Genomic DNA, 23,511 nt, shown 5'->3' with positions numbered 1-23,511 from the left:
TCTGTTTGCTCTGTGGTTGTGCCATTTTTTAATTCGTTTAGGCTGTCAAACTCATACTAACTGAGCATCTTTGGTGAAATACTGGCGGCAGATACCCCGAGTGATGAGCAAAATGATGATGAGCGTGGCAAGAATGATCATGAACAGCACCACAATTTGGTAAGCCGTGGCGGTTAGGGGCGGAACGCCACCAAGGAGTTGAGCCGCCATAAAGGTGGGGACGGTGGAAAGCCCGATGATAGTGGCGGTGTTAAGGGTGGGGAGTAATCCTGCACGGATGGCATCGCGACGGTAAGCCGCGATCGCCTGCTCTGGTGTCGCCCCCAAACTCAGATGCGTTTCAATTTCCAGGGGATTTGCGTCCAGGGCATTGACTAGGCGTTCTCCAGCGATCGCGGCTCCATTCATGGCATTTCCTAAAATGATGCCCGTCAGCGGAATCAAGTATCTTGGGTCAAACCAACTGCGGGGTTGGATGACTAACAGACTGGTATAAATCAAGGTCAAAGCGACACCAATTAACAAGGATGCTGCGACAATCGGCACCAACTTAGGAATCTTTTGGCTAATCCGGTTGCGGGTGACGATCGCAGTGACCACAAGCATGACACCAACAACACAGAGTCCAAACCAGGGATTATTCACTTCAAAGGCAAGGGCGATCACATACCCCAACACCACCAACTGCAATACGCTGCGCCCGGTTGCCAATGCTAGATTCCACTCTAAACCCAGCTTTTGCCATGCGGAAAGAGCGATCGCGATCGTCATCAATCCCAACGCCAACGCCAACTGCAACAATGAATCCATTTGCTCTGCTTGAGATTACTTTTTAAGCCATTACCATACCGCCATCCACATTCATCACTTGTCCGGTAATATAAGCAGCGGCGGGATCAGCGGCTAAAAAGCGAATCATTCCCGCCACCTCTTCGGCTTGTCCGTAGCGATTCAGCGGGATAAATTTCAAAATTTCGTCCGATTTTACGTCGGCAGTCATATCGGTGGTGATGAACCCTGGAGCGACTGCGTTCACGGTAATCCCCCGACTCGCCAATTCTTTTGCCACTGTTTTTGTGAAGCCGATTACGCCTGCCTTGGCAGCGCTGTAGTTCGCCTGCCCCGGATTGCCCATTTGCCCCGCAACGGAGGTGATGTTAATCATGCGTCCTGATTTTTGCTTCAGCATGATTTTACTGACCGCACGGGTACACAGAAACACGCCCGTCAGGTTAAGGTCAATCACCGCTTGCCAGTCTTCTAGTTTCATCCGCAGGAGCAACGTATCGCGGGTAATGCCAGCGTTGTTAACTAGCACATCCACTCGCCCAAATTTTTCCATCACTGCATTGATTAAGCCATCTACTTGATCAGCTTTCGACACATCGGCAGGCAGGGCGATCGCTCCACTGCCCAACGCTTCAATGTCAGCCACAACCTGTTCAGCAGATTCTTTAGAATTAGCATAGTTAACCACCACACTTGCCCCCTCGCTTGCCAATGCGATCGCCGTCGCTCTCCCAATTCCGCGTGAGGCTCCTGTGACGATCGCCACTTTTCCCTTTAACCGCTGTAATCCTTCTGGCAGTGCTTCCATGATTATTTCTCCCAACGCCCCCTAGTTAAATTGAGGCTAAACTAATCGCCCAATGATCATAGAGGAAAAGGGGAAAGGGAATAGAAAGCGGAGAATTAGAGCACAGGGATTAAAGATAAAAATTAGAGAGTGAAATAGGGAAGTTAAGTCCCTAGCGTTTATTGTTGCTTTTAAGAACTAGATCACTAGAGAGTAAGAGCCATGACTACGAAAAAAGAATTTACGAGCTTTGATGAAATGATTGCGGGATCAGAGCTACCCGTCTTGGTTGATTTCTACGCAACTTGGTGTGGTCCTTGCCAGATCATGGCGAAGATTTTGGAACAGGTGAATGCTCAAATGAAAGAGCAAATGAAAATTGTCAAAGTTGACACGGATAAGTATCCTCACATTGCATCTCAACACCAAATTCACGCGTTGCCCACCTTGGTTTTATTTAAACAAGGGCAACCCGTGGATCGAATTGAAGGAGTTTTGCAAGCCGATCAACTGGTTCAACGGTTGCAACAGGTAATTTAAGTGAGTTTCAGTCGTCAGGCACGTAAAGTTTTAAGACAACGCTTTTGGTAAACGTGGCTTATGGATGGAGCCGTGATCCAACGCGATCGCGGTCGGGGCTGATCTGCTTGAAAATCCTAATTTTTGTCATTTTTAAAGCAGCGTTTAACCAAAAATACAGATCATATTTCATCAGCAAATCCTATACCTACTAAGCTTTTCGAGCGTCGAGATCGGTTTTAGGACAAAGAGATTTGCGATCGCATTTGGTTACCCAGAGCGATCGCGTTTACTTGAAATGAAATTGCTTAAAAGTTAGTTTGAGCCGTTGTAGGAAGGCTTTTTGATAGGAGTGGCTTATACGCCTAAAACACAGAATCCTAGGGGAAATGCCCAAAAGCCAAATAACTTAAAGGTTTTGGGGATGCGGATTTGAGAAGCAGACCCTAGAATAGAGCATTGAAAACTTTAGTCAGTAAGAGTTTCAGCGTTTTAGTGAAACTTTTTCCACCAATGGGATTTTGTAATGAGATCCTGTTTCCAATTTGTCCTGTAGTAGAAGGAAATTCCATGAACAAAGGTGAATTAGTGGATGCAGTGGCTGATAAAGCCAGCGTGACTAAAAAACAAGCGGATGCCGTTCTATCGGCGGTATTGGATGCCATTGTTGAAGCCGTTGGCAGCGGTGACAAAGTGACTTTGGTTGGGTTTGGTTCATTTGAGCCACGGGAACGAAAAGCACGGGAGGGGCGCAACCCCAAAACTGGCGCTAAGATGGATATCCCGGCGACAAAAGTTCCTGCTTTTTCGGCTGGAAAGCTGTTTAAGGAAAAAGTCGCTCCGGTTGGAAAAAAATAGTAGAAATTTGGGTGGGGCATCCATGCCTGCTTATCGTCCGTCGCACGGGGGAAACTTGGTTTGGGCTGCATCGCTTGCCCACTGTTCTCCCGCTGCGATTCTTGATTTTTCGGCTAGCATTAATCCTCTGGGTCCTCCAGCGTCGGCGATCGCTGCTATCCAAAGCGCTTTGGGAGATCTAAATGCCTATCCCGACCCGACCTATTCCCAGCTTTGCCACGCTATCAGTGACTTTCACCACATTTCACCAGAGTGGATTTTACCCGGTAACGGCTCCGCAGAACTGCTGACTTGGGCATGTCGAGAACTCGCAGACCTAGGCTCAACCTATCTTTTTACCCCTGCATTTAGCGACTATCGGCGGGCACTCACAGCATTTGGGGCAACCATTCAAGCGCAGCCTCTGAAGGAATGGAGAGTTCCGAGTTCCGAGTTCCGAGTTCCGAGCAACGATTTTCGGGTAGCATTCGACATTCAACATTCGACCCTCGACACTCGTTCTGGTTTGCTGTTGAATAATCCCCATAATCCCACTGGTCAGTTGTTTACACGGGATCAGATCGCGCCCTATCTGGATCAGTTTGAACTGGTGGTGGTGGATGAAGCCTTTATGGATTTTTTGCCGCCCGGTGACGATCAAAGCGTGATTGACTGGGTGCAGCAGCATCCTAATTTGGTAGTGCTGCGATCGCTGACCAAGTTCTATAGCTTGCCCGGTTTGCGATTAGGCTATGCGATCGCCCATCCTGATCGAATCCAGCGCTGGCAGCAGTGGCGCGATCCATGGTCGGTGAACTCGCTGGCCGCCGCCGTGGGCAGTGTGATTTTGCAAGACACCGCCTTTCAGCAACAAACCTGGGATTGGTTAGCCACTACACGCTCAGAATTTGAGCAGCAACTTGCCCATATTCCCGGCATACAACCCCTGCCCAGTGCCGCAAATTTCTTCTTGGTTGAGAGCGATCGCAGTGTGCCTGACCTGCAAGCCCACCTACTAAAACACCATCAGATTTTAATTCGCGACTGCATGAGTTTTCCTGAACTGGGCGATCGCTTCTTTCGAGTCGCCATCCGCACCACAGAAGAAAATCAGCGCCTAGTTGAAGCGTTAAGCGAGGGAATAGGGAAGGTTCCTGAAACCCGAAACCTGAAACCCGAAACCTGAAACCCGAAACCTAAAATTCTGCCTTCTTTGAAAGCGGCTTACCACTCCCCCCGCGACGTACCAAAATTAGTTCTGCGGCAATGCTCACGGCGATTTCTGCGGGAGTGAGTGCGCCGATATCTAACCCAATGGGTGCATATACCGTTGCTAGTTTTTCTAGAGAATTATCTGTTTCAAGGCCTTGATACACTTGCTTTACCCGCTTTTGGCTGCCAATCATGCCGATATACTCACAGGGGATTTCGCGGTGGAGCAAAGCTTGGAGAGCAGCGCGATCGTATTGATAGCCGCGAGTCACCAATGTGGCAGACAGATGTAAATGTTGGGTGAGTTGTGCCAGAGTGTCTGGGATTGATTCGTTGAAAATGTGAGTGGCTTGGGGATAGCGATCGCGGTTTGCCCACTCTGGGCGATCGTCCTGCACGACAATTTGAAATCCAATTGAATGGGCGACTTGGGCAAGTTGTTCGCCCACATGACCTGCACCCACAATCAGCAGTAAGGGAGGAGGAAGCAGGGTTTCGGTGAAGGTGGAGTTCAGAGTGCGGGGTTCGGAGTTTGGGGTGATTAGGTGCGGCAGTGAGGTCGAGGTGAGCGAGGTAACCAGAGTGGTGGGCTGTCCAGCTTCGAGACGGGTGAGGATTTGATCAACGAGGGCGATCGCCCAGTCTCCAGACCAGCGCTCGACTAAAACTTGCATCCTGCCACCACACACGCCTTGAGTCTCCCGTTGGGGCGAACCGGATAGATCAATTTCTACCAATTGCTTGTCGCCCGTCCCCAATACGGTTCTTGCGTGTTGAATAACTTTTGCTTCGCCAGCACCGCCGCCAACAGTGCCAAACGTACGACTGCTCCCCCAAATAATCATCTTGGCTCCCACCTCACGGGGAACAGAACCTTTAATGGAAATGATGGTTGCCAGGGCGATCGGCTCAGTCTTTAAAACTTGAGCCAACTGACGGTAGAAGTCACAGATCATAGTGCATCACTCCTCATTCACTGATGACGTGCTAAATGAGTACATTCACTCGGTTTATCTCTCATCCTTGAATGGGCATCCCGCTGTTTAAGCAGAAATAGGATAGGGGAGGCTCATTTTCTGAGGCAGACTTGGACGAGGGGGCAGTGGTTAACGGATCACAATCATCTTGCAAATAATAGTGATAGCGCTGTTGATCAAAAATTGGGTGCCGTGGGGAGACGCAGTTTACTGGCGTGGTTTGGGCTTGTTCTGCGATCGCCACATTATTAAACAACTCCTGCACAATTTGCCGTCCCTGCTGGGTCGCTTGCAGGTAGCGCAAGGCTGGTTGAATCAAAGGATAAACCACCGTGCGGAAAAATTTAGGAAAACTTGACCGTAAATCATCCGAGGTTTGATAACCCATCGTTTTGTTGGTTCCAGATTCGGCAAATTCATGAAAGAGGGCAGGTAGTTTTTCTAGGTAGTGGGGATCTGCCAATTGCCCAATTAAGTCGGCTGCCCGTGCCAAACCAGGATAGTTGTCTGTGTCTTGATAGTCCGCATGATCGGGAATCGGAAAGCGGGTTAGCTCAATCATGCGTTGAATGGTTTCTACCTGGATCAGATGATAATTGCCAAAGGTTTCTGCCATAAATTGTTGGCTGCGATCGACATGGTAAGGGGCAAGGCTGGCATCCGTTGCACTCGGCGCGATCGCCACCTGTTCAGTCCCAACACCCGTTGCATAGCGGGATTGATTGGGCTGGTCATTACGACAAATGCCCTTGAGATACCCCACATCATGACACAGCAAGGCAAGGATGAAATGAGTCCATTCTGGCGGAGTGACTGCGCCTTCGAGCAGATGCTTACCCCGCAAAATTTCTTGCCCAACCATGGTAACCAAAATGGTGTGTTCCACATTGTGATATAGGGCATCAGTGTGGGCGATCGCCGTCAGGGTCGTCATCGCGGCTTGACTAATCAGATGCAAATACTTGGGCTTGAATGAGCCATAGACTTGGCGATAGCTCGTTTGCAAGCCTGCGATCGCAGAGTAAATCATCGTTTGAGTTGGGTTAAATGTGGGGGTAAACATCGTGACGATCCTCTAGTAAATTTAGCTAACTTAAAATGAAGAATAACTGCGTAAAAACCTTAAAAGGTAAATGCCCGTTGTGAATACCTTCGCAAGTTTCTAACCAAACGAGAACCAAGAAAGCTCAGTTTATAAGTGATCTTGATCAACTATCTGAGTGATTAAAAAAACTCATAAAAACCTGTTGCCAAATCAATTAGAGAGAACCTCATAAAACCTCATAAAACCCTCATTAACGAAGATATTTTTGAAGGTTTAAGGGATTTTCAGTGGCTTCCTAGGTATTCATCTAGAAACCTATCAATCGATTTTTACTTAAGCAGACCGCGTATTCATCAAGGGTTTAATATTGCTGTAAGCTTAAAAAATATTCTCAGTGTGATCTCGATCAAGGTATCAAATTTCGTTGCCACTAGAATTAAGCAAGATGAGAGCAAATACTAATGCTCATTCATTTTCAACTGGGTGCTATCTAATTCGTTATAACTACCTTACAAAAGTGACCATAGTGGTTACTAAAAATGGATATTAAAGAAGCTCTAGAAATTACCGATCGCCTGCTTTATCTTCACACTGGAAAATATCTAACTGACTTGGAACGGGAGATATTTATGGGTTCCTGGAATGGGAAAACCTACGAAGAAATTTATCCAATTAATCCAGAATATGTTGAGAAATATGTTGGTTATAAATTGTGGCGAAAACTTTCGGATGCGTGCGGTGAAAAGGTTACTAAAAAGCAATTTCGAGGTGCTTTAGAACGAGCATTACAACACCAACCACTCTCCACGGCTACTTTAGTTCAGCCTGCTATTGGCTCCATTCAAAAAGTTTTTATTAGCCATCGCCATCAAGAACCAGATAGGAGCTTGGCGCAAGAATTTTCTGAGGCGATCGCCGCCGCTGGACATGAACCCTTTATCACCGACGCTAATCGGTCTACCACTCCCTCTTATAATCAAGACTGGCTTCAACAAATTGATAGTCACCTGCAACAGTGTGATTATTTTTTACTGCTGCTGTCTCCAGAAGCAGCGGTCAGCGAAATGGTAATAGAAGAACTGGAGCGCGCTAAATACCTCCAAGGTATTCGCAACAATAGTAAACCCGTCGTTCTCTTCATTTGGGTTAATTGGCAGTCTCACACGCTGCTGAATCATGATGTGCAAACCTACCTGAAAGATAGCCCCCAACGAGAATGGCATAGCCCCGTTGATACGCCTGACCTCGCTCAAGCAATTGTGCGGTACGTCAACGGCACCGAATCCTGGACGCTCAGCGATCTCCCAATCCCAGACCAGCCTCAAGACCATCACACTATCCAACCCAAAGAAACTTCAGCCACTCAACACCTTCTAACTCAAAACTTAAAACTTAAAACTCAAAACTCTTCCCCCCCTCACCCCTCACCTTTTCTGCCTACCCCGTCCCCCACTGCCGATCCCGAACTCCCCCAAGGACAGGTGCGCCTCGACTCTGCCTTTTATATTGAGCGATCGCCCCACGAAACCCAGTGCTATCGAGAAATTTTGCAGCCGGGAACCCTAATTCGGATCAAAGCACCCCGTCAAATGGGCAAAACCTCGCTGATGTCGCGTATTTTATATCAAGCCAGAGAGCAAGGCTTTCAAACAGTGCCCCTCAGCTTTCAACATGCAGATGTGGGCATTTTCTCCAGCTTGAGCGCCTTGCTGCAATGGTTTTGTGGCAAAGTCGCCCGGAAACTCCGCCTGCCCCATCAAATTGACCAATATTGGACAGATACCTATGGCAGCAAAGATAATTGCACCTTGTATTTTGAAGATTGCCTCCTATCCAAAATCGAAAGTCCCTTAGTACTGGGATTGGATGAAGTCGATCGCGTCTTTCAATATCCCAAAATTGCCGATGATTTCTTTGGCTTGCTGCGTGCCTGGTATGAAGAAGCCGGGTATGGCGGCAATGACAGCGGATTGTGGGAAAAGTTGCGTCTAGTCGTGGTGCATTCCACCGAAGTCTACATTCCCCTGGATGGCAACCAATCGCCTTTTAACGTCGGCTTGCCGATTGAGCTATCGGAATTTAACCCTAGCCAAGTGGCAGATCTGGTGCAGCGGCATGGATTGGACTGGCACCCGATCGAGGTTGAGCAACTGATGGCGATCGCCGGAGGGCATCCCTATCTAGTTCGGCTGGCGCTTTATCACCTTGCTCAACATTCGCTCACCCTCAGCGACCTCATCCAAACTGCCCCCACCGAAGCAGGCATTTACGGCGATCACCTGCGCCGTCACCTATGGAACCTGAAACAGCATCCCGAACTCGTCCACGCCTTTAACCACGTCGTCACGAACCCCGACCCCACGGAACTCGATTCTATCCTCGCCTTCAAACTCCACAGTATGGGCTTAGTTCACCTCCAAGGAAACGAAGTCACCCCCCGCTTTGATCTCTATCGTCACTATTTCCGCGATCGCTTAGAAAAAGATTAAGGGCGTAGCATTCGGCAGAGAGTCTTTGATTGAGCCATCAAGGGATTGCCCGTAGCTCGCTTCCCGCAGGGTATGCCACGCCCCTACAGGAATCTGAAAATTAAATTCCACCATTCGCCACCACCTGCCCATGTCTAACTTACCCTTCACCTACAAAGTCGGCGGACACCTGCCGCTCGATGCGCCCAGTTACGTGGTGCGGCAAGCCGATCGCGATTTATATGAAGGCTTAAAAGCAGGAGAATTTTGCTATGTGTTGAACTCGCGGCAAATGGGCAAAACGAGTTTGCGAGTGAGGGCACTGCATTACTTGCAAGCGGAGGGTATTGTGGGGGTGGCGATCGACCTCAACAAAATTGGTAGCCAAGAGATTACGCCCGATCAATGGTACGCGGGGTTGATGCGGCGATTAGTTACCAGTTTTAACCTGCCTGTAGAGTTGCGAGGTTGGCTGCGCGATCGCGAATATTTGCCGCCTGTGCAACGATTAAGCGAATTTTTGGAACAAGAACTATTGGCAGCAGTTCCCGAAAAAGTAGTGATTTTCATTGATGAAATCGACAGTATTCTGAGCTTAGGATTTCGGACTGAAGACTTTTTTGCCTTCATTCGTGCCTGCAATGAATATAATCGATTGACCTTTGCCTTACTGGGTGTTGCCACTCCTTCAGACTTGATTCAAGATAAAAACCGAACTCCCTTTAACATTGGTCGCGCCATTGAATTGAATGGCTTTAAACTCTCAGAATCTCAACCGTTAGTGGATGGGCTAATTCATAAAGCGAGTCATCCTTGGGCAGTGCTGGAAGCAATTCTAGAATGGACAGGTGGGCAGCCTTTTCTAACTCAAAAATTGTGTAAGTTAATCGATGCCTCTAACCAAGTAATTCCCACTGGAAAAGAAAGCTTGTGGGTTGATCAATTTGTGCGATCGCACTTGATTGACAATTGGGAAGCAACCGATGAGCCACCCCATTTAAAAGCCATTCGCGATCGCTTACTACGGATTGGGCAGCATAGCCGAGGCGTAGTTGATGTCTACCAACAGCTTTTGAAACAAGGGACAGTGGAAGCCGTGGAAACTCCCGAACAAATGGAGTTACGCCTTTCTGGATTAGTCGTCAAACAAGCTGGAAGAATCCGCATTAGCAACCAACTTTATAGCACTGTTTTTAACTACAGTTGGGTGATCAAAGCCTTGACTGATTTGCAAGCAGACTTTATGCAAGTGGTTTCCAGTCAGGAACAAAAGCTGCTCTCCATGCTCAGCGTCATGGAAGGGAAAGATTTTGCTGATATTCTCTATGAAATTTTAGGATCAATTACCCTGCGGATGGGCGATTTATTGGGTGCCGATCGCACCACCATCTTCTTTATTGATGAAGAAAAAAATGACATCTGGTCGATTATCGCTCGACATGAAGGAGCCGATTTTCCTGACATTCAAATCATTGCCAATCAGGGTATTGAAGCGCAGGTGACTAACATCACAAAAAAGGTGTCGCGGGACGAGTCGGAAACCAGCGATGGCTACCATATCTACAATGAAATACTGCTGCCACTGATGAATGATCATCATAAAGTGGTTGCCGTGGTGCAGTTGGTTAACAAGCTGAAACGATACTCACCGTCCCAGCGGCTCACTGCTGTGCCCCATGCCATGAGGCCCCTGAGCGATCGCGTCAATCTCCACGGCTTCACCCAATCAGAGCAACGCCAGCTAGAAGAATATGCCCCCGCCATTCTTCGCATTTTGGCGCGCTGTCAAGACTGCTATAAATTGACCCAGCGGTTGCAGGCATCGGAAGCGCTCACAGAAGCCACGAGATCGGTGTCTCAAAGCAGCCTCGATTCAGACGAAATTATTGGGCGGGTGATGGAAGCGGCAAAAAAACTGATGAACGCCGATCGCACCACACTTTGGCTGATCGATCGCGTCAACAATCAGCTTTGGACTCGCATTCCATTTCAAGATGGCACCTTCAAAGAACTGCGAATTCAAATTGGTAAAGGGTTTGCCGGCAAAGTTGCCGAAACAGGGGAACCGCTGAACATTCCCTTCGACCTGTATGAAAATCCTGATTCTGATACCGCCAAACTAACCGATCAAAAAACTGGCTATCGCACCTGTAGCCTCCTTTGTATGCCTGTTTGGAGTCCCGATGGGGCGTTGTTGGGCGTGACCCAACTGGTGAATAAGCGTCGCCAAGGGGAATTTCCTGATTACGATCCGGCTGGTTGGCCCCAAGCTCCAGACTGCTTTCAGGCGAGCTTTGACCACAATAGCCAGCGATATATGCAAATTTTTAACGCCCAAGTGGGGGTAGCCCTTTACAACGCTCAACAGTTTGCCGCCATGAAATATCAGGCAGAAAACCACCCCCAAAGCGTCGTGCTGCAAACCCTGTCGATGCTGAATCAGGTGATGGATAATCAGGGTTTTGATGACATTCTGGATACCACGCTGCGATCGATTACCTTGAAAGTTGGCAAATCTCTGGGTGCCGATCGCAGCACTATTTTCCTGCTAGATGACGAGCGCAATGAACTGTGGTCAATTGTGGCAGAGTCGGAACAAAGCGATGCCACCGCAGGAGGGCGATCGCTGGAAATTCGGATCTCAGCCGATCAGGGGATTGTGGGCGAAGTCGCTCGTTCGCAGCAGGCAATTCTGATTCCCTACGACTTTTACGATGATCCGCGATCTGCCACGGCAAAGGAGCAAGATCGACGCAATGGCTATCGCACCTACACCATGCTGGCAATGCCATTGATGAGCGATCGCGGCAAACTGATTGGGGTGATTCAACTGCTGAATAAACTCAAGCCAGATCATCACTCTCAGACCGATCTGGTAACTCGCATCGATCCCCAAGGCTTCACGGATGAAGATAGGCAACAATTCACCGCCAATACGCCCCTGATTCGGATGATCTTGGAAAGTTTTTGCTCCTACCACACCACCGCCAGAGGACAGCGGGTTGCGGCGGCATTGATGGCAGCCACACGATCAGTCAACCAAAGCAGTTTAGAACCCGAAGAAATTTTGGTACGGGTGATGCAAGCGGCTAGAGAACTGATGAACGCCGATCGCAGTATCCTGTGGCTCCTCGATCGTGCGACTCACGAACTCTATACTCAGATACCCTTTGCAAAGGGTGATAGTCCAAAAATGCGTGTGCAGGTAGGAGAAGGCTATGCGGGGCAAGTTGCCGCAACGGGCAAAACCTTAAATGTTCCCTGTGATATGGGCGATCGCCCAGAGTTAGAAACTGCCCAAAAAATCGGTCTTCACCGCGATTATCGCACCTATAGTTTACTCTGTGTTCCTATTCTCAACCCGGATGGAGAACTGATCGGAGTCACCCAATTGCTGAATAAAAAGAAGCCAGGAACAGAACCAGTAATCGATCGCGCTGGTTCAAAAGAGATTCCAGATTGCTTCCAAATAAGCTTTGATGAAACTGATCAAAGATATATGGAGCTTTTTAATAATCAAGTAGGAATCATCTTACAAAATGCTGAACTACTCGCCGCTGTGAAGCAACAAGAACAAAGCCTTCGCACCAATTTAGAAATTAATTGATCCACTTTCACCCGTAAAGGCGGTAGGACTGGAATTTTAGCAGGCTGAGTTCTGATTGAGATGGGCTAGCCAATCCACAATCAGAGGATTTACCGCATCAGGGTTTTCATCGTGGGGGCAATGCCCCGTGTTAGGAATGGGGATGAAGGTCAGGGGATGAGTTTTAGCAAAGTCTTGATAAAGGGCGGCTCCGGCGATCGGAGTCCAGGGATCGGCTTCGCCCCACAGCACCAGCAGGGGTGCTTTCACCTTGGGTAATAGCTCTGTGGGAGACGGACCTGCGGCAGCGGTGAGGACAGAGGCAAATACTTGCTGGGCACCGGGATCACAGGATGGATTGTAGAGTAGATCGACTAAATCATCGGTTACAGCCGTGCGATCGCGATACACCTGATATAGAGTGCGGCGCAGACGAGCTTTTTGGCGGATGCGGTTGAACAAAAAGGGACCGATAAGCTTAGAACTGACGACTTTGGTAAAGCCACCCATCACCAACCGCATGGGCAAATTAAATTCATCAGGGCGATGGTTCAATCCACCCGCGCAGTTAAGCAGCACTCCGCCTGCTGCCAGTTCAGGATAGTCTGCCATCATGATTAGGCACAACAAACCGCCAATCGAATTGCCCACAAATACAGTGGGCTGTTGGATGTGTGCTGTCCAGAAATCTTTTAGTTGCTCTTGCCACAAATCGAGGGAATAGTCCAGCGCGGGTTTATCGGAACCACCAAACCCTAACAGGTCGATCGCATACACCCGGTAGCCTGCGGCAGCTAACACCGGAATATTTTTACGCCAATGCCCCAAGGATGCACCAAATCCATGCACCAAGAGCAATGGCTGTCCAGTGCCCATGACGGTGTAAGGAATTTGGTGCCCTTTCCATGTCCAGGTCTGAATTTCAAAGGGGCGATCGCTGATAGAAGTTTGGGTTAACACGGTATATGTAGATTGATAATGGGTCAGTTCTTAATCTATCTTCATAATACAAGAATCTTCAAACGGGGGCAGGGAGCAGAGAAATGCAAATGCAGAAAGAGGTGATCCGTCATACCCAGCGATTGCTTCATAGTTTTCACCATTGGACGGGAAAGCCTCTATTCACAAGTCATGGAGATGAAAGTGAGATTGCCCAAGCACTCTTTGAAGCTCCTTTTGTGGTGGTGTCCCATGGTACGGAAGCCGATCCAATTTTGAATTATGGCAATCGGCAAGCATTACAGCTATGGCAGATGGAGTGGGAGCAGTTTACCCAAACCCCTTCCCGCCTGACGGCTGAACCGATGGAACGAGCAGAGCGCGATCGCCTCTTGCAGCAAGCAAAAGCTAATGGCTTTATCAATAATTATCAGGGTGTGAGAATTTGTAGCACTGGGCAACGGTTTGAGATTCAGAATGTCATCCTGTGGACGGTGTTAGACGAAAACGGGGTTGGTTGCGGTCAGGCAGCCACCTTTGATCACTGGACTTTTCTCTAGATTATGGACTTGCCCATCGTTTATCACCCCGATTATGTGGCACCCCTGCCAGAGGGTCATCGGTTTCCCATGCCCAAATTTCGGTTGCTCTACGAGCGGTTGCTAGGGGATGGGGTGGCGACTCGCGCCCAGTTTCATCGACCAGAGCGATCGCCCTCAGCCTGGATCGAGCAAGTCCATACGCCAGAATACGTGCAGGCTTACTGCGAAGGCAGCTTAGATGCAAAAGCCCAACGACGGATCGGGTTACCTTGGAGTCCTGCTTTGGCAAATCGGACTTGTGTGGCGGTAGGCGGGACTATCTTGACGGCACAACTCGCATTACAGCACGGATTGGCGTGCAATACAGCAGGCGGAACCCATCATGCGTTTCCTGCCTATGGATCGGGGTTTTGTATTTTTAATGACATTGCGATCGCGATTCGTCACCTGCAACATCAAGGACTGATCCAAACCGCACTCATCGTCGATTTGGATGTGCATCAAGGAGACGGCACCGCGTTCATTTTTCAGTCAGATGCCAGTGTGTTTACCTTTTCCATGCACTGTGCGGTCAACTTTCCCGGCACCAAACAGCAAAGTGATTTAGATGTGCCGCTGGCTGAAGGCATGGAGGATGACGAATATTTGCAAATGCTGGCAGCCCATTTGCCCGACTTGCTGAACCAAGTAAAGCCCGATCTTGTCTTCTACGATGCTGGAGTTGATCCCCATGTGGGCGATCGCTTGGGTAAACTTGCTCTCACCGACACCGGGTTATTTCGTCGCGAGATGCAAGTATTAGACACCTGTTTGTCTCAAGGGTATGCCGTCGCCTGTGTAATTGGGGGTGGCTATGCAGACGATATGCCAGCGTTGGTTTACCGTCACTCGTTACTACATCGCGCTGCGAGTGAAGCATACCGCTATCATCGCCTTTAGAGATTGATTTGAGAGAATAAGCAGCTTGGACTAGCAAAATTTCTTTAAGCCAGCAGGAATCATCTTGAAAACTGCTTGTGCCTTCGGACCAAATACGATGGCATCCTCAGACTTCAACTCCGTTAAGCGACACTTTTTACCATTGATCATTAAGCCATTCGTGCTAGGTTTACCACTCAAATCGCCATCAGTAATTTGGTAAGCCACCGTTTCGTTGGCATGATTAACTCGTTCCAATACTGCATGGTGGCGCGATACAAACTGAGAATGTAAACAAATATCGCTTTTAGGATCACGCCCGACTGAATAGCGATCGCGCTCTAGCAAAATTTCTCGTTTTCCCCAATCATCTTCAATGACCAACAGCGGTTGACCTTGAGGAATGGGGAAAATTTCATTTTCAAAATCAGAGTTTGAGGCAAACACAATGTTGGAATCGGTATCGCCTTCTACGAAGGTTTGATCAGCATAGCCCGTGGTATAGACGGGGCTAGTGGTAGGTTGTGGATAGGGCAGTCCTGATTTGCCAGCCGCCAGATTCCGCGCTTCCCAACACACGGAGTCATCTGGTTTCAATGCTAAGGCGTGATCATAACTGGCGATCGCCGCATCATAGCACCGCAGTTCTGCTAGAGCATTTCCACGGTTTCGCCAGCACAGTTCATAGTCTGGGTTTATTGCCAATGTGCGGTCATAGCAGGCGATCGCGTCCTCTGGAAGGCTCATGCCATAGAACAGCAAATTACCGCGATTATGCCAAACCTGCTCGTGGTCAGGAGAGAGTTTTAAGGCTTGGTCGTAGCAAGAAAGAGCTTGAGTGTAATCACCTACGCCATAGTGAAAGGCATTGCCGCGCTCATGCCAAATTTCACAAGCAGAGGACGGACGAGGCTTTAAGCTTAAGGCGCGATCATAACTCGCGATCGCCTCAATGTAATCGCCGCCACTTTCCAAAGCTAAGCCGCGCTCATACCAGACTTCATAACAGTCTGTTTGAATATCCAATACACGGTCATAATAAACAACCGCCTGTTCATAGTTTAAAGAAGAGGCAGCAGCAAGTCCCTGACGAAATAATGTCAGAGCTTCCCTATTCAGCGCTATTTGACCAGTATCAAGCATGATCGTTATCCTGTCCTGATGCACTGAGTATTCATTCGAGTGAATACCATACATAAAGCAAGTAGCCCAAAATTTATCGCTGCTACTTACCAGATTTTACCTATTCTCTATCAAGCTAGCGTGAAACCCGTAGTTTCCTCACACTTTCTTTAAAGAAGAACAGATGGATAAAGTCACAGCGTTTGAGCAGCCACTTGAAATAGGCTCAAGAATCATGTCTAAGTCAAAAATAATCCTATAGGCTTTCTACCGACTCCTCAGTCAAAACAACGATTTGTTTGTAAATGAGAATACGAGAACTTTGCAGATTTGGATCTATGGTTTGCGATTAGGGTTGCGATCGCGCGCTTGTTGGCATCGTTTTTAACGGTCAGTGCGGTGCAACGAGAGCGATCGCTGTACTATCTAGATGACAGTCATCGTTCGTTATTTAGTCAGGAGACACCGCCCTATGGCTATGCCAATCCGCGAGGGAGACACCGCTCCCAATTTCACATTGCCTTCCCAAACCGGGCAGATGATTGAATTCAACCAGATTTTAGGTGAAAAAGCGATCGTGCTTTATTTTTATCCGAAAGATGACACACCCGGCTGCACAACAGAATCTTGTGCTTTCCGCGATAGTTACACAGTATTTCAAGACGCAGGCGCAGAAGTGATTGGCATTAGCGCAGATTCGCCTGAATCCCATAGTAAATTTGCCACAAAACACCAACTTCCCTTTATGTTGCTTAGCGACACAGGCAACCAAGTTCGTAAGCTATTTGGCGTTCCTTCCACCTTCGGAGTACTCCCTGGTCGCGTCACCTATGTGATTGACCCACAAGGCGTGGTCAGAAAAATCTTTAATTCTCAGCTTAATTTTAAGGGGCATGTAGAAGAATCCCTTAAAGCCCTACAAGGAGGATAACAAAAGGTCTAAAACAAATCTCGATACATCGCAATCTCATCGATCCGCAGTTCAAAGGGAATCCCCAGCCCCGCTGGAGGGCAAATACAGATCTTGGCGTTGGGTGTAAACCGCCCTAAAGAGTGACCGATCGCGGCTAAATTACTTAACACTCGCCAGTTAATAGTCATATTGGGGCAGGCAATCACTAGGGTTAAGGCACGGGCTTCAGTAGTTAGGTGCCACTCGCACGCCAATAGCAATGCTTGAGTCACGCCACTACAGGCTTCATAAAAGCCCTTACTCAGAGCCTCCTTTAAATGGCGATGCATCGCTTTGTCATCTTTACCAAGCTGTACAGGAGCGCAATCATCTGAGGGGAGAGAAGATAGAGCCATGAACCAGTAAATGCATAAGCATTTTATGAATAGTTGCCTTAGTGTAACTCTAGAGAGAAAGCAAGGGCGGTTTGCTTAAGCTTTGATCCTGGATTGTGTAACAGTTACGTCACGTTTTAGTTTTTGGGGGAAATCGCGATCGCTTAAAAAGCCTACAATCAGCCGACATTTCGCTAAAAGTTAGGATAGAAAATATATTACTTCATCAGGAAAATAACGTGTTGCAAACAACGATAGTGAAGGGATTAAACCACTGGATTAAATTGAGCCTAGTCCTTGTTTTGATGGTTAGTCTGGCTGCTTGCACAATGTTGGGTGCCCAAACGAGCCAATCACCCACGCCTCACCTTGGAAAATCAACCCTTAAACCAGTGACGCTAGAGTCCAAAAAAATTTTGGCAGGGCAAACTGTTTACGTCCCTGTCTATTCCTATATTTATCACTACGATACGCAAAATCAAGTAATCAACTTAGCCACCACGCTAAGCATCCGCAACACTGACCTGAAGCACCCTATGATCATTACAAAGATTGATTACTATGACACCAGTGGCAAGTTAATTAAAAACCTTCTAGAGAACCCTTCAGAACTTTCTTCTATGGCATCTGCGGATTACTTTCTACCTAGAAATGAAGTCAGTGGCGGATTAGGTGCAAATTTTTTGGTGGAATGGGTGGCAGAACAGGCAATATTTGAGCCAATTGTAGAGGCTGTGATGGTCAGCACTGAGTCTGGACGCGGCTTATCGTTTGTGAGTCCTGGCAAAGTGCTAAAACAGATTGCCGCGAAGACATCTTCTTGAATCTGCGGATTTTGCAATGCAGCCGTTAGTAAAACTGCGATCGCCCTATCAGGCTTCTAGACTCGCCAATACTGCCTCATCTGCTGCACCATTTTTTCTATCCCTGTGCCGCCTGCATTATTTCATTCTGGCTGCTTTTTGGCGCATTTTTCGGAATAATAGAACGAGCAGCCCTTGTACTCAGTTGTAGCAACTTCCCTATGGCAACGATTAACGATAACTATCTTAAGCTCAAAGCGGGCTACCTATTTCCAGAAATTGCCCGACGAGTGAATACTTTTGTGGCGGAGAACCCCGATGCCAAAGTAATCCGGTTAGGAATTGGCGATGTCACAGAACCGTTGCCGGAAGCTTGCCGTAGTGCCATGATTCGGGCAGTAGAAGAAATGGGCGATCGCGATGGGTTCAAAGGCTATGGACCTGAGCAAGGCTATGGATGGCTGCGAGAAAAGATTGCCCAGTTTGACTTTCAAGCGCGGGGCTGTGACATTGATGCCTCAGAAATTTTTGTCTCTGACGGCTCCAAGTGCGACTGTGGCAACATTCTCGATATTTTTGGCAGCACCAACACGATCGCCGTTACCGATCCCGTCTATCCGGTTTATGTGGATACGAACGTCATGGCAGGGCATACGGGCGATGCCAACGATCGCGGTGAATATGGGGGCTTAGTCTATTTGCCCATCTCGGCTGAAAACCACTTTACCGCCAGTATTCCCACTGAAAAGGTGGATCTAATTTACCTCTGCTTCCCCAACAACCCCACAGGAGCCACTGCCACCCGCGAACACTTGCAAGCCTGGGTCAACTATGCCAAAGCCCATGGCTCCATTATTTTCTTTGATGCTGCATACGAAGCATTTATCACTGACCCAGAATTGCCTCACTCCATTTATGAAATTGAAGGAGCGAGAGAATGTGCGATCGAATTCCGTTCTTTTTCCAAAAATGCCGGGTTTACTGGGACTCGCTGTGCCTTGACCGTGGTTCCTAAAACTCTGATGGGCAAAGCCTCCGATGGCTCCGATGTATCGGTGTGGCAACTGTGGAACCGTCGTCAATCCACTAAATTTAACGGTGTGCCCTATGTGATCCAGCGAGGGGCGGAAGCCGTTTATTCCCCTGAAGGACAAACTCAAGTTCAGGCGCTAGTTCGCTTTTATATGGAAAATGCCCAAATCATTCGCGAACAGTTAACCGCCGCAGGCATTCAGGTCTATGGTGGCGTAAATGCACCGTATGTGTGGGTGAAAACGCCTCATAATCTTTCTAGCTGGGATTTCTTTGATAAACTTTTGAACACTGTCAACGTGGTAGGAACCCCTGGTTCGGGTTTTGGTGCCGCAGGTGAAGGATACTTTAGAGTTTCTGCGTTTAACAGTCGTGAGAACGTCAAAGAAGCGATGCGACGCATCAGTGAAAAATTTAAGGTTTAGTGTTACTTTGAGAAAAATAGACATTCAGGGCAGGTTATCCTGCCTTAAATTTTAAGCCTTGGGAAAGATGACCCTAAGCCCTTAGTAACCAATTATGGACTAGGCACGAGAGCAATCCGTCCGGCATCCATCTCTGCCATCAACAATTCAAGTGCTTCAAAATCTGAATCTGAAATATGTCCTAGTCGAGTTAACTCATAGTTAATTTCGTTTTCGATACTACAAGTCAGCCTTTTGACATGAAGGGCTTCTTCAACCAACTTTCGGATCATGCTGATATGGTTCATGATTATCTACAGAACTCCACGCCCTTATTGTCTTCTAACGGCTCAATTAAATGAGTGATTGAGGTCGGAATGCTCAGTGATCTAAGTCACTAGATGCTAAGAATACTGCGTTTTTCTTTGAATTCCCGTTCTTTGCAAGGAGATTGGTTCAATTGGGTCTGCGATCTCTTTCCAAAATTAATGGTTTAATGCCTTGATCGATCGCTCTGTACCTCCGATTAATCCGACTGCAACGCCTATTCATCAGGTGGATCAGGCGATCGCAAACCTCGTTAACCGCAAACAGGCTTGGGTGCAAACCTCGATTCCAGACCGTATCGTTTACCTGCGGGACTGTGTAAATGGGGTGATGACAGTTGCGGAAGCTTGGGCGATCGCGGCAAATATCGCCAAGGGCATCGATCCCCAATCCTCATTGGCGGGAGAAGACTGGCTAACCGGACCCGTGGCAACGCTTCTGACCTTGCAAGGGCTAATCAAAACTTTGGAGGCAAACGGACAACTCAAGCCGCTGGCGATCTCCTCTCATCCGAATCGGCAGTTAGTGGCTCACGTGTTTCCCGACAACTGGATAGATCGGCTGATGTGGCTAGGTTTCAAAGGAGAAGTCTGGATAGAACCGGATCAGCCTGCTACGCAAGGAAAAATTTATCGGCATGATCAAAACCTTCAGCAAGGGAAAGTATCGCTAGTCTTGGGAGCGGGGAATGTCTCGGCGATCGCTGTATTGGATAGCTTGTATAAGCTATTTGCTGAGAATCAGGTTGTTCTATTAAAAATGAATCCTGTGAATGCTTACGGGGGCAAATTTTTAGAAAAAGCCTTGCGGTCATTGATTCAAGCTGGCTTTTTGGCGATCGTTTATGGCGATGGGGACTTGGGACGCTACCTGTGCGAACATCCGCAGATTGAAACGATTCATATTACCGGGTCGCATCATACTCACGACGCGATCGTCTGGGGTAGCACGTTGGAGGAACAACAGAAACGCAAAGCGACTGATAATCCGGCACTCACTAAACCGATTACCTCCGAGTTGGGCTGCGTCACTCCCATTTTAATCGTGCCAGGAAACTGGTCTGCGGCAGATATTGCCTTTCAAGCTCGACAGGTTGCTAGCATGGTTGCCCACAATGCAAGCTTTAACTGCGTCGCGGCAAAAGTGGTGATTACGGCAAGCGGTTGGAAGCAACGAGACGAGTTTTTGCACCAGTTGCACCAGGCACTCGCAGTTATTCCGCCGCGCAAAGCCTACTATCCCGGTGCCCACGATCGCTATCAGGCATTTTTGGATCATTATCCCCACGCAATCGCCCTGAGAACTTCCACAAAAGACAGCATCCCCTGGACAGTGATACCCAATGTGCCGCCTCATGCTGATGAATATGCCTTACAAACCGAAGCTTTTTGCGGAGTGCTGGCAGAAGTCACCTTAGAAGCTACTGATGCACCAGAGTTTTTGGCAACCGCGATTCCGTTTGTGAATGAATCAGTCTGGGGCAATTTATCTTGTGTGCTGCTGATTGATCCGAAAACTCAACGGCGCTATCAGACTGAGCTAGATGAAGCGATCGCCCAGTTACACTACGGAGCGATCGGGATCAACGCTTGGACAGGGATGATGTTTATGCTGGCAGGATCAACTTGGGGCGCATTTCCCGGCAATCCCTTAGAGGACATTCGCTCTGGACAGGGCACTGTTCACAATGCCTACTTATTTGACCATCCCCAAAAAACTGTACTGCGCGCCCCCTTTCGCATTTTCCCCACACCGACCTGGTTTGCCGACCACAAAAATCTGCGCCAAGTTGCCATACGCTATGCCGACCTAATCGAAAAACCCAGCTTAGACAAGTTTTTGGGCGTTGTTGCGGCAGCAATTAGAGGATAAGCTGCTGCTGCGCCGACGAGCGGTCGTTGAATCTGTCATTGACCAGCTAGCTTAAGACCATTTCTCAGATTGAGCATTCCCGCGATCGCTCGCCCGTCAACTGCCTCATCAACCTAGTCTGTGGGTTGATGGCAGTAGGCGATCAACCCAAGAAGCCCTCCCTGTTCATTGATGCCGCTTTGCCTGCTTTTGCTTAAGCCTAACTGACGTTAGCTAAATCTTGATTTCACGAATCGTAGGGAGACGGTCTGCCACACTCTCAACATACAAGGGTGGGGGTAATTGAGAAAGTCGTCCATCGCGTGAAGTAGTCATTGACACTATATGCTACGCTCAACTTTCTCTATCCCGACAGTCAAAGGGGTTTCGAGGGTTTGATGAGTGTGGGCAAGAACGGTTTGTAGATGGTGCCACAAGCGATCGCGCTGTGGTTGATTGAGTCGATAGTGGTGATCGTGTCGAGAAAAGAGTGGAGCCGCTGTCAATGCTTGATAATCGGCATTTTGACTAGATTCTAGGGTGAACAGGGTTGTGGCTTTTGACGGCACTAGTCCGGTTGGCAACTGCCCATCCAAGAAGCCGAGCAGGGTAGATTTGCAAGCGGCAACATTCACTCCTTGCTGCTCTAATCGCTGCAAAATCTGGCTGGCTGATAGGGCTTCGTTTGCCTGAATCGGCAGTTTGAGCAGTTCTTTTAACAGAAAATAATCGCTGTATCGATGCCGAGTGTCCTCTAAAATTTGGGGGTAACACGGCAGTAAAGCGAGTCCTTTGGCGATGCGATCGCGTATAACCTCAGTGCTGTTTGAACTAGCCCCATCTTGGACAATTTCCGCTTGGGGAAACTTTTGCTGTAGCCATTGGGCGATCGCGGGAATTGAACCCGTTCCCCCAGTAGAAACGACCCGCTGAATCTGATCCGTCGTCATTCCCGCTTGGCTCAACAGCAAATTCAGTTCTCGATTAAGCTGCTGCAAATAGGGAGATAGCACCCAGCTATAAAAATCTTCATATTTAAGTACTGTTTTAGGACTATCGGCGATCGCCTCAATATCATGCTGACAAAAAGTTAGTTTAAATTTTCTGACAGCATCTAATAGTTTTTGTCCTCGAAGGCTGCCCTCTAAATGCTGCTGTAAAGCATAACGAGCATTTAAATCGGGTTCACCGGGCAATGGTAAATCTAAATGCCCCAACTTTAAGTCATCCCAATCTCCCACTTTTGGGTAGATCAATTGGCAAATAATGTCTTGATCGATCGCATTCCCTGCATAAGGAAGGCGACGCTGCTGCACCTCTGCACGAGTTAAATTGACTCCCGCTTGCACCTTCTGTGCCAGTGCAAGCTCAGTGGTGGTTGCCCCAGCGCTCACCACTAGCAGCCCGCCGCTGGGCATCAAGGGGACTTGCAAAACGGTGGCTCTTACTGCGGTTTTAATATCAGGTTGATGCAATTCTGCTAACAGGGCAGCAACCCCTTCCTCAATCAAAAAAATGTTTTCCGGTTGACTCACTAAGCCAGTTGCCAATACTGCCTCTCGGATATTAAAGCGGTAGGCATCCGATGCGCCCATAGGCTGGTTGACCACGATGCCAGCAAGGTGTTGGAGTGCTGCGTGAAAAACAGAATTGTCTAGCCCTTCTGCCGTGCAACGCAAGTTGGGATCAGCCGATCTAAGAGTTGTTAGCAAAGCCGTTAACTGGTGCTGAACCTGAATTAGGGGAATAAGCTGAGTGGACGATCGCAAAATCAGCGGTTCCCATTGTTGCGTTATTGGTGAAAGATAAGGAATCGCACTGTTTAGGTAGGGCTTGAAGCTGGGTAATTCTGATGGGATCACTGCCCAAAATGACTGATCTTGTGGCGTGTTTTTCACCCAAGCGATCGCGGAGTGTTGACTTGTCTCTCCATTGAATAAGCTAGCTGATACGGCAGTTGTGCCAATATTAATGCCCAAATACCAGGGCGATCGCGGGGTTCTGCCCACCTCATTGACATGAGCGCGCCCCAAATTTTCCTTATCCAAATCCTTTAGGACGTTTGC

At 48.3% G+C, this 23,511-nt stretch carries 23 protein-coding genes and 1 pseudogene; 14 read left to right on the top strand and 10 right to left on the bottom strand.

The window, feature by feature from the left end:
* Window positions 1–51: 51 nt before the first annotated feature.
* Window positions 52–810 (bottom strand): ABC transporter permease, encoded by a 759-nt coding sequence (locus tag AC1S5B_RS27820; RefSeq protein ID WP_482038900.1) that lies wholly within the window; start codon window positions 808–810, stop codon window positions 52–54.
* 22 nt (window positions 811–832) lie between these two features.
* Window positions 833–1,597, bottom strand: coding sequence for a 3-oxoacyl-[acyl-carrier-protein] reductase (gene fabG / locus AC1S5B_RS27815; protein ID WP_482038899.1), 765 nt, complete (start codon window positions 1,595–1,597; stop codon window positions 833–835).
* 201 nt (window positions 1,598–1,798) lie between these two features.
* On the opposite strand from fabG, the gene trxA reads away from it, so the two are divergent.
* The 3 genes from trxA (at window position 1,799) to cobD (ending at window position 4,118) form a co-directional block, all read left to right on the top strand.
* On the top strand, window positions 1,799–2,116 hold the full coding sequence (trxA, locus tag AC1S5B_RS27810; protein ID WP_482038898.1) for a thioredoxin: 318 nt from the start codon (window positions 1,799–1,801) through the stop codon (window positions 2,114–2,116).
* A 492-nt stretch (window positions 2,117–2,608) separates the two neighbouring features.
* On the top strand, window positions 2,609–2,953 hold the full coding sequence (locus tag AC1S5B_RS27805) for an HU family DNA-binding protein (RefSeq protein ID WP_482038897.1): 345 nt from the start codon (window positions 2,609–2,611) through the stop codon (window positions 2,951–2,953).
* Window positions 2,954–2,975: 22 nt separating this feature from the next.
* Window positions 2,976–4,118 (top strand): threonine-phosphate decarboxylase CobD, encoded by a 1,143-nt coding sequence (gene cobD, locus AC1S5B_RS27800; protein ID WP_482038896.1) that lies wholly within the window; start codon window positions 2,976–2,978, stop codon window positions 4,116–4,118.
* A gap of 10 nt (window positions 4,119–4,128) precedes the next feature.
* Here the strand turns inward: cobD and AC1S5B_RS27795 are convergent, their stop codons facing one another.
* On the bottom strand, window positions 4,129–5,100 hold the full coding sequence (locus AC1S5B_RS27795; RefSeq protein WP_482038895.1) for an XdhC family protein: 972 nt from the start codon (window positions 5,098–5,100) through the stop codon (window positions 4,129–4,131).
* Between the two features lie 61 nt (window positions 5,101–5,161).
* Window positions 5,162–6,184, bottom strand: coding sequence for an Npun_R2479 family HD domain-containing metalloprotein (locus AC1S5B_RS27790; protein WP_482038894.1), 1,023 nt, complete (start codon window positions 6,182–6,184; stop codon window positions 5,162–5,164).
* 521 nt (window positions 6,185–6,705) lie between these two features.
* Between AC1S5B_RS27790 and AC1S5B_RS27785 the strand changes: the two genes are divergently transcribed.
* A complete protein-coding gene (locus AC1S5B_RS27785; protein ID WP_482038893.1) occupies window positions 6,706–8,655 on the top strand; it encodes an AAA-like domain-containing protein in 1,950 nt (649 codons plus the stop codon).
* Here AC1S5B_RS27785 and AC1S5B_RS27780 read toward each other — a convergent pair.
* A complete protein-coding gene (locus tag AC1S5B_RS27780) occupies window positions 8,641–8,769 on the bottom strand; it encodes a hypothetical protein (RefSeq protein ID WP_482038892.1) in 129 nt (42 codons plus the stop codon). The two genes, AC1S5B_RS27785 and AC1S5B_RS27780, sit on opposite strands and share 15 nt — an antisense overlap.
* Window positions 8,770–8,785: 16 nt before the next feature.
* Between AC1S5B_RS27780 and AC1S5B_RS27775 the strand changes: the two genes are divergently transcribed.
* Window positions 8,786–12,241 carry a GAF domain-containing protein gene (locus tag AC1S5B_RS27775; protein WP_482038891.1) on the top strand — a complete coding sequence of 1,152 codons (3,456 nt, stop codon included), beginning with the start codon at window positions 8,786–8,788 and terminating at the stop codon, window positions 12,239–12,241.
* 36 nt (window positions 12,242–12,277) lie between these two features.
* On the opposite strand, the gene AC1S5B_RS27770 is transcribed toward AC1S5B_RS27775, so the two are convergent.
* Complete coding sequence (locus tag AC1S5B_RS27770; protein WP_482038890.1) at window positions 12,278–13,180, bottom strand: alpha/beta fold hydrolase; 903 nt, start codon at window positions 13,178–13,180, stop codon at window positions 12,278–12,280.
* 83 nt (window positions 13,181–13,263) lie between these two features.
* Here AC1S5B_RS27770 and AC1S5B_RS27765 point away from each other — a divergent pair, with 83 nt between their 5' ends.
* Complete coding sequence (locus AC1S5B_RS27765; RefSeq protein WP_482038889.1) at window positions 13,264–13,719, top strand: MEKHLA domain-containing protein; 456 nt, start codon at window positions 13,264–13,266, stop codon at window positions 13,717–13,719.
* Window positions 13,720–13,722: 3 nt separating this feature from the next.
* On the top strand, window positions 13,723–14,640 hold the full coding sequence (locus AC1S5B_RS27760; RefSeq protein WP_482038888.1) for a histone deacetylase family protein: 918 nt from the start codon (window positions 13,723–13,725) through the stop codon (window positions 14,638–14,640).
* A gap of 30 nt (window positions 14,641–14,670) precedes the next feature.
* Here the strand turns inward: AC1S5B_RS27760 and AC1S5B_RS27755 are convergent, their stop codons facing one another.
* On the bottom strand, window positions 14,671–15,762 hold the full coding sequence (locus AC1S5B_RS27755) for a tetratricopeptide repeat protein (RefSeq protein WP_482038887.1): 1,092 nt from the start codon (window positions 15,760–15,762) through the stop codon (window positions 14,671–14,673).
* A gap of 309 nt (window positions 15,763–16,071) precedes the next feature.
* Between AC1S5B_RS27755 and AC1S5B_RS27750 the strand changes: the two genes are divergently transcribed.
* Both AC1S5B_RS27750 and AC1S5B_RS27745 read left to right on the top strand, forming a co-directional pair.
* Window positions 16,072–16,287 carry a hypothetical protein gene (locus AC1S5B_RS27750; protein ID WP_482038886.1) on the top strand — a complete coding sequence of 72 codons (216 nt, stop codon included), beginning with the start codon at window positions 16,072–16,074 and terminating at the stop codon, window positions 16,285–16,287.
* Window positions 16,214–16,672 (top strand): peroxiredoxin, encoded by a 459-nt coding sequence (locus AC1S5B_RS27745; RefSeq protein ID WP_482038885.1) that lies wholly within the window; start codon window positions 16,214–16,216, stop codon window positions 16,670–16,672. The genes AC1S5B_RS27750 and AC1S5B_RS27745 overlap by 74 nt, the downstream gene beginning before the upstream one ends.
* Before the next feature lie 8 nt (window positions 16,673–16,680).
* Here the strand turns inward: AC1S5B_RS27745 and AC1S5B_RS27740 are convergent, their stop codons facing one another.
* The gene (locus AC1S5B_RS27740; protein ID WP_482038884.1) at window positions 16,681–17,049 is read right to left on the bottom strand and encodes a hypothetical protein; all 369 of its coding nucleotides are present in this window, start codon (window positions 17,047–17,049) and stop codon (window positions 16,681–16,683) included.
* A 218-nt stretch (window positions 17,050–17,267) separates the two neighbouring features.
* Between AC1S5B_RS27740 and AC1S5B_RS27735 the strand changes: the two genes are divergently transcribed.
* From AC1S5B_RS27735 to AC1S5B_RS27725, 3 genes are read left to right on the top strand one after another with little or no spacing between them, the layout of a single operon-like run.
* The gene (locus AC1S5B_RS27735) at window positions 17,268–17,852 is read left to right on the top strand and encodes a DUF3124 domain-containing protein (protein WP_482038883.1); all 585 of its coding nucleotides are present in this window, start codon (window positions 17,268–17,270) and stop codon (window positions 17,850–17,852) included.
* A gap of 16 nt (window positions 17,853–17,868) precedes the next feature.
* On the top strand, window positions 17,869–18,042 hold the full coding sequence (locus tag AC1S5B_RS27730) for a hypothetical protein (protein ID WP_482038882.1): 174 nt from the start codon (window positions 17,869–17,871) through the stop codon (window positions 18,040–18,042).
* A 10-nt stretch (window positions 18,043–18,052) separates the two neighbouring features.
* Complete coding sequence (locus tag AC1S5B_RS27725; protein WP_482038881.1) at window positions 18,053–19,288, top strand: LL-diaminopimelate aminotransferase; 1,236 nt, start codon at window positions 18,053–18,055, stop codon at window positions 19,286–19,288.
* 92 nt (window positions 19,289–19,380) lie between these two features.
* On the opposite strand, the gene AC1S5B_RS27720 is transcribed toward AC1S5B_RS27725, so the two are convergent.
* Complete coding sequence (locus tag AC1S5B_RS27720; RefSeq protein WP_482038880.1) at window positions 19,381–19,575, bottom strand: hypothetical protein; 195 nt, start codon at window positions 19,573–19,575, stop codon at window positions 19,381–19,383.
* Between the two features lie 193 nt (window positions 19,576–19,768).
* On the opposite strand from AC1S5B_RS27720, the gene AC1S5B_RS27715 reads away from it, so the two are divergent.
* Together AC1S5B_RS27715 and AC1S5B_RS27710 are read left to right on the top strand one after the other, a co-directional pair.
* Complete coding sequence (locus AC1S5B_RS27715; protein ID WP_482038879.1) at window positions 19,769–21,466, top strand: aldehyde dehydrogenase family protein; 1,698 nt, start codon at window positions 19,769–19,771, stop codon at window positions 21,464–21,466.
* Window positions 21,453–21,663, top strand: a pseudogene (locus AC1S5B_RS27710) (transposase); the annotation flags it as partial. The gene AC1S5B_RS27715 and the pseudogene AC1S5B_RS27710, both read left to right, overlap by 14 nt.
* Before the next feature lie 123 nt (window positions 21,664–21,786).
* On the opposite strand, the gene AC1S5B_RS27705 reads toward AC1S5B_RS27710, so the two are convergent.
* The gene (locus AC1S5B_RS27705) at window positions 21,787–23,493 is read right to left on the bottom strand and encodes a hypothetical protein (RefSeq protein WP_482038878.1); all 1,707 of its coding nucleotides are present in this window, start codon (window positions 23,491–23,493) and stop codon (window positions 21,787–21,789) included.
* Window positions 23,494–23,511: the final 18 nt, after the last annotated feature.

Source organism: Leptolyngbya sp. CALU 1928 (assembly GCF_056784215.1).
This window is presented reverse-complemented; position numbering and strand designations above follow the sequence as displayed.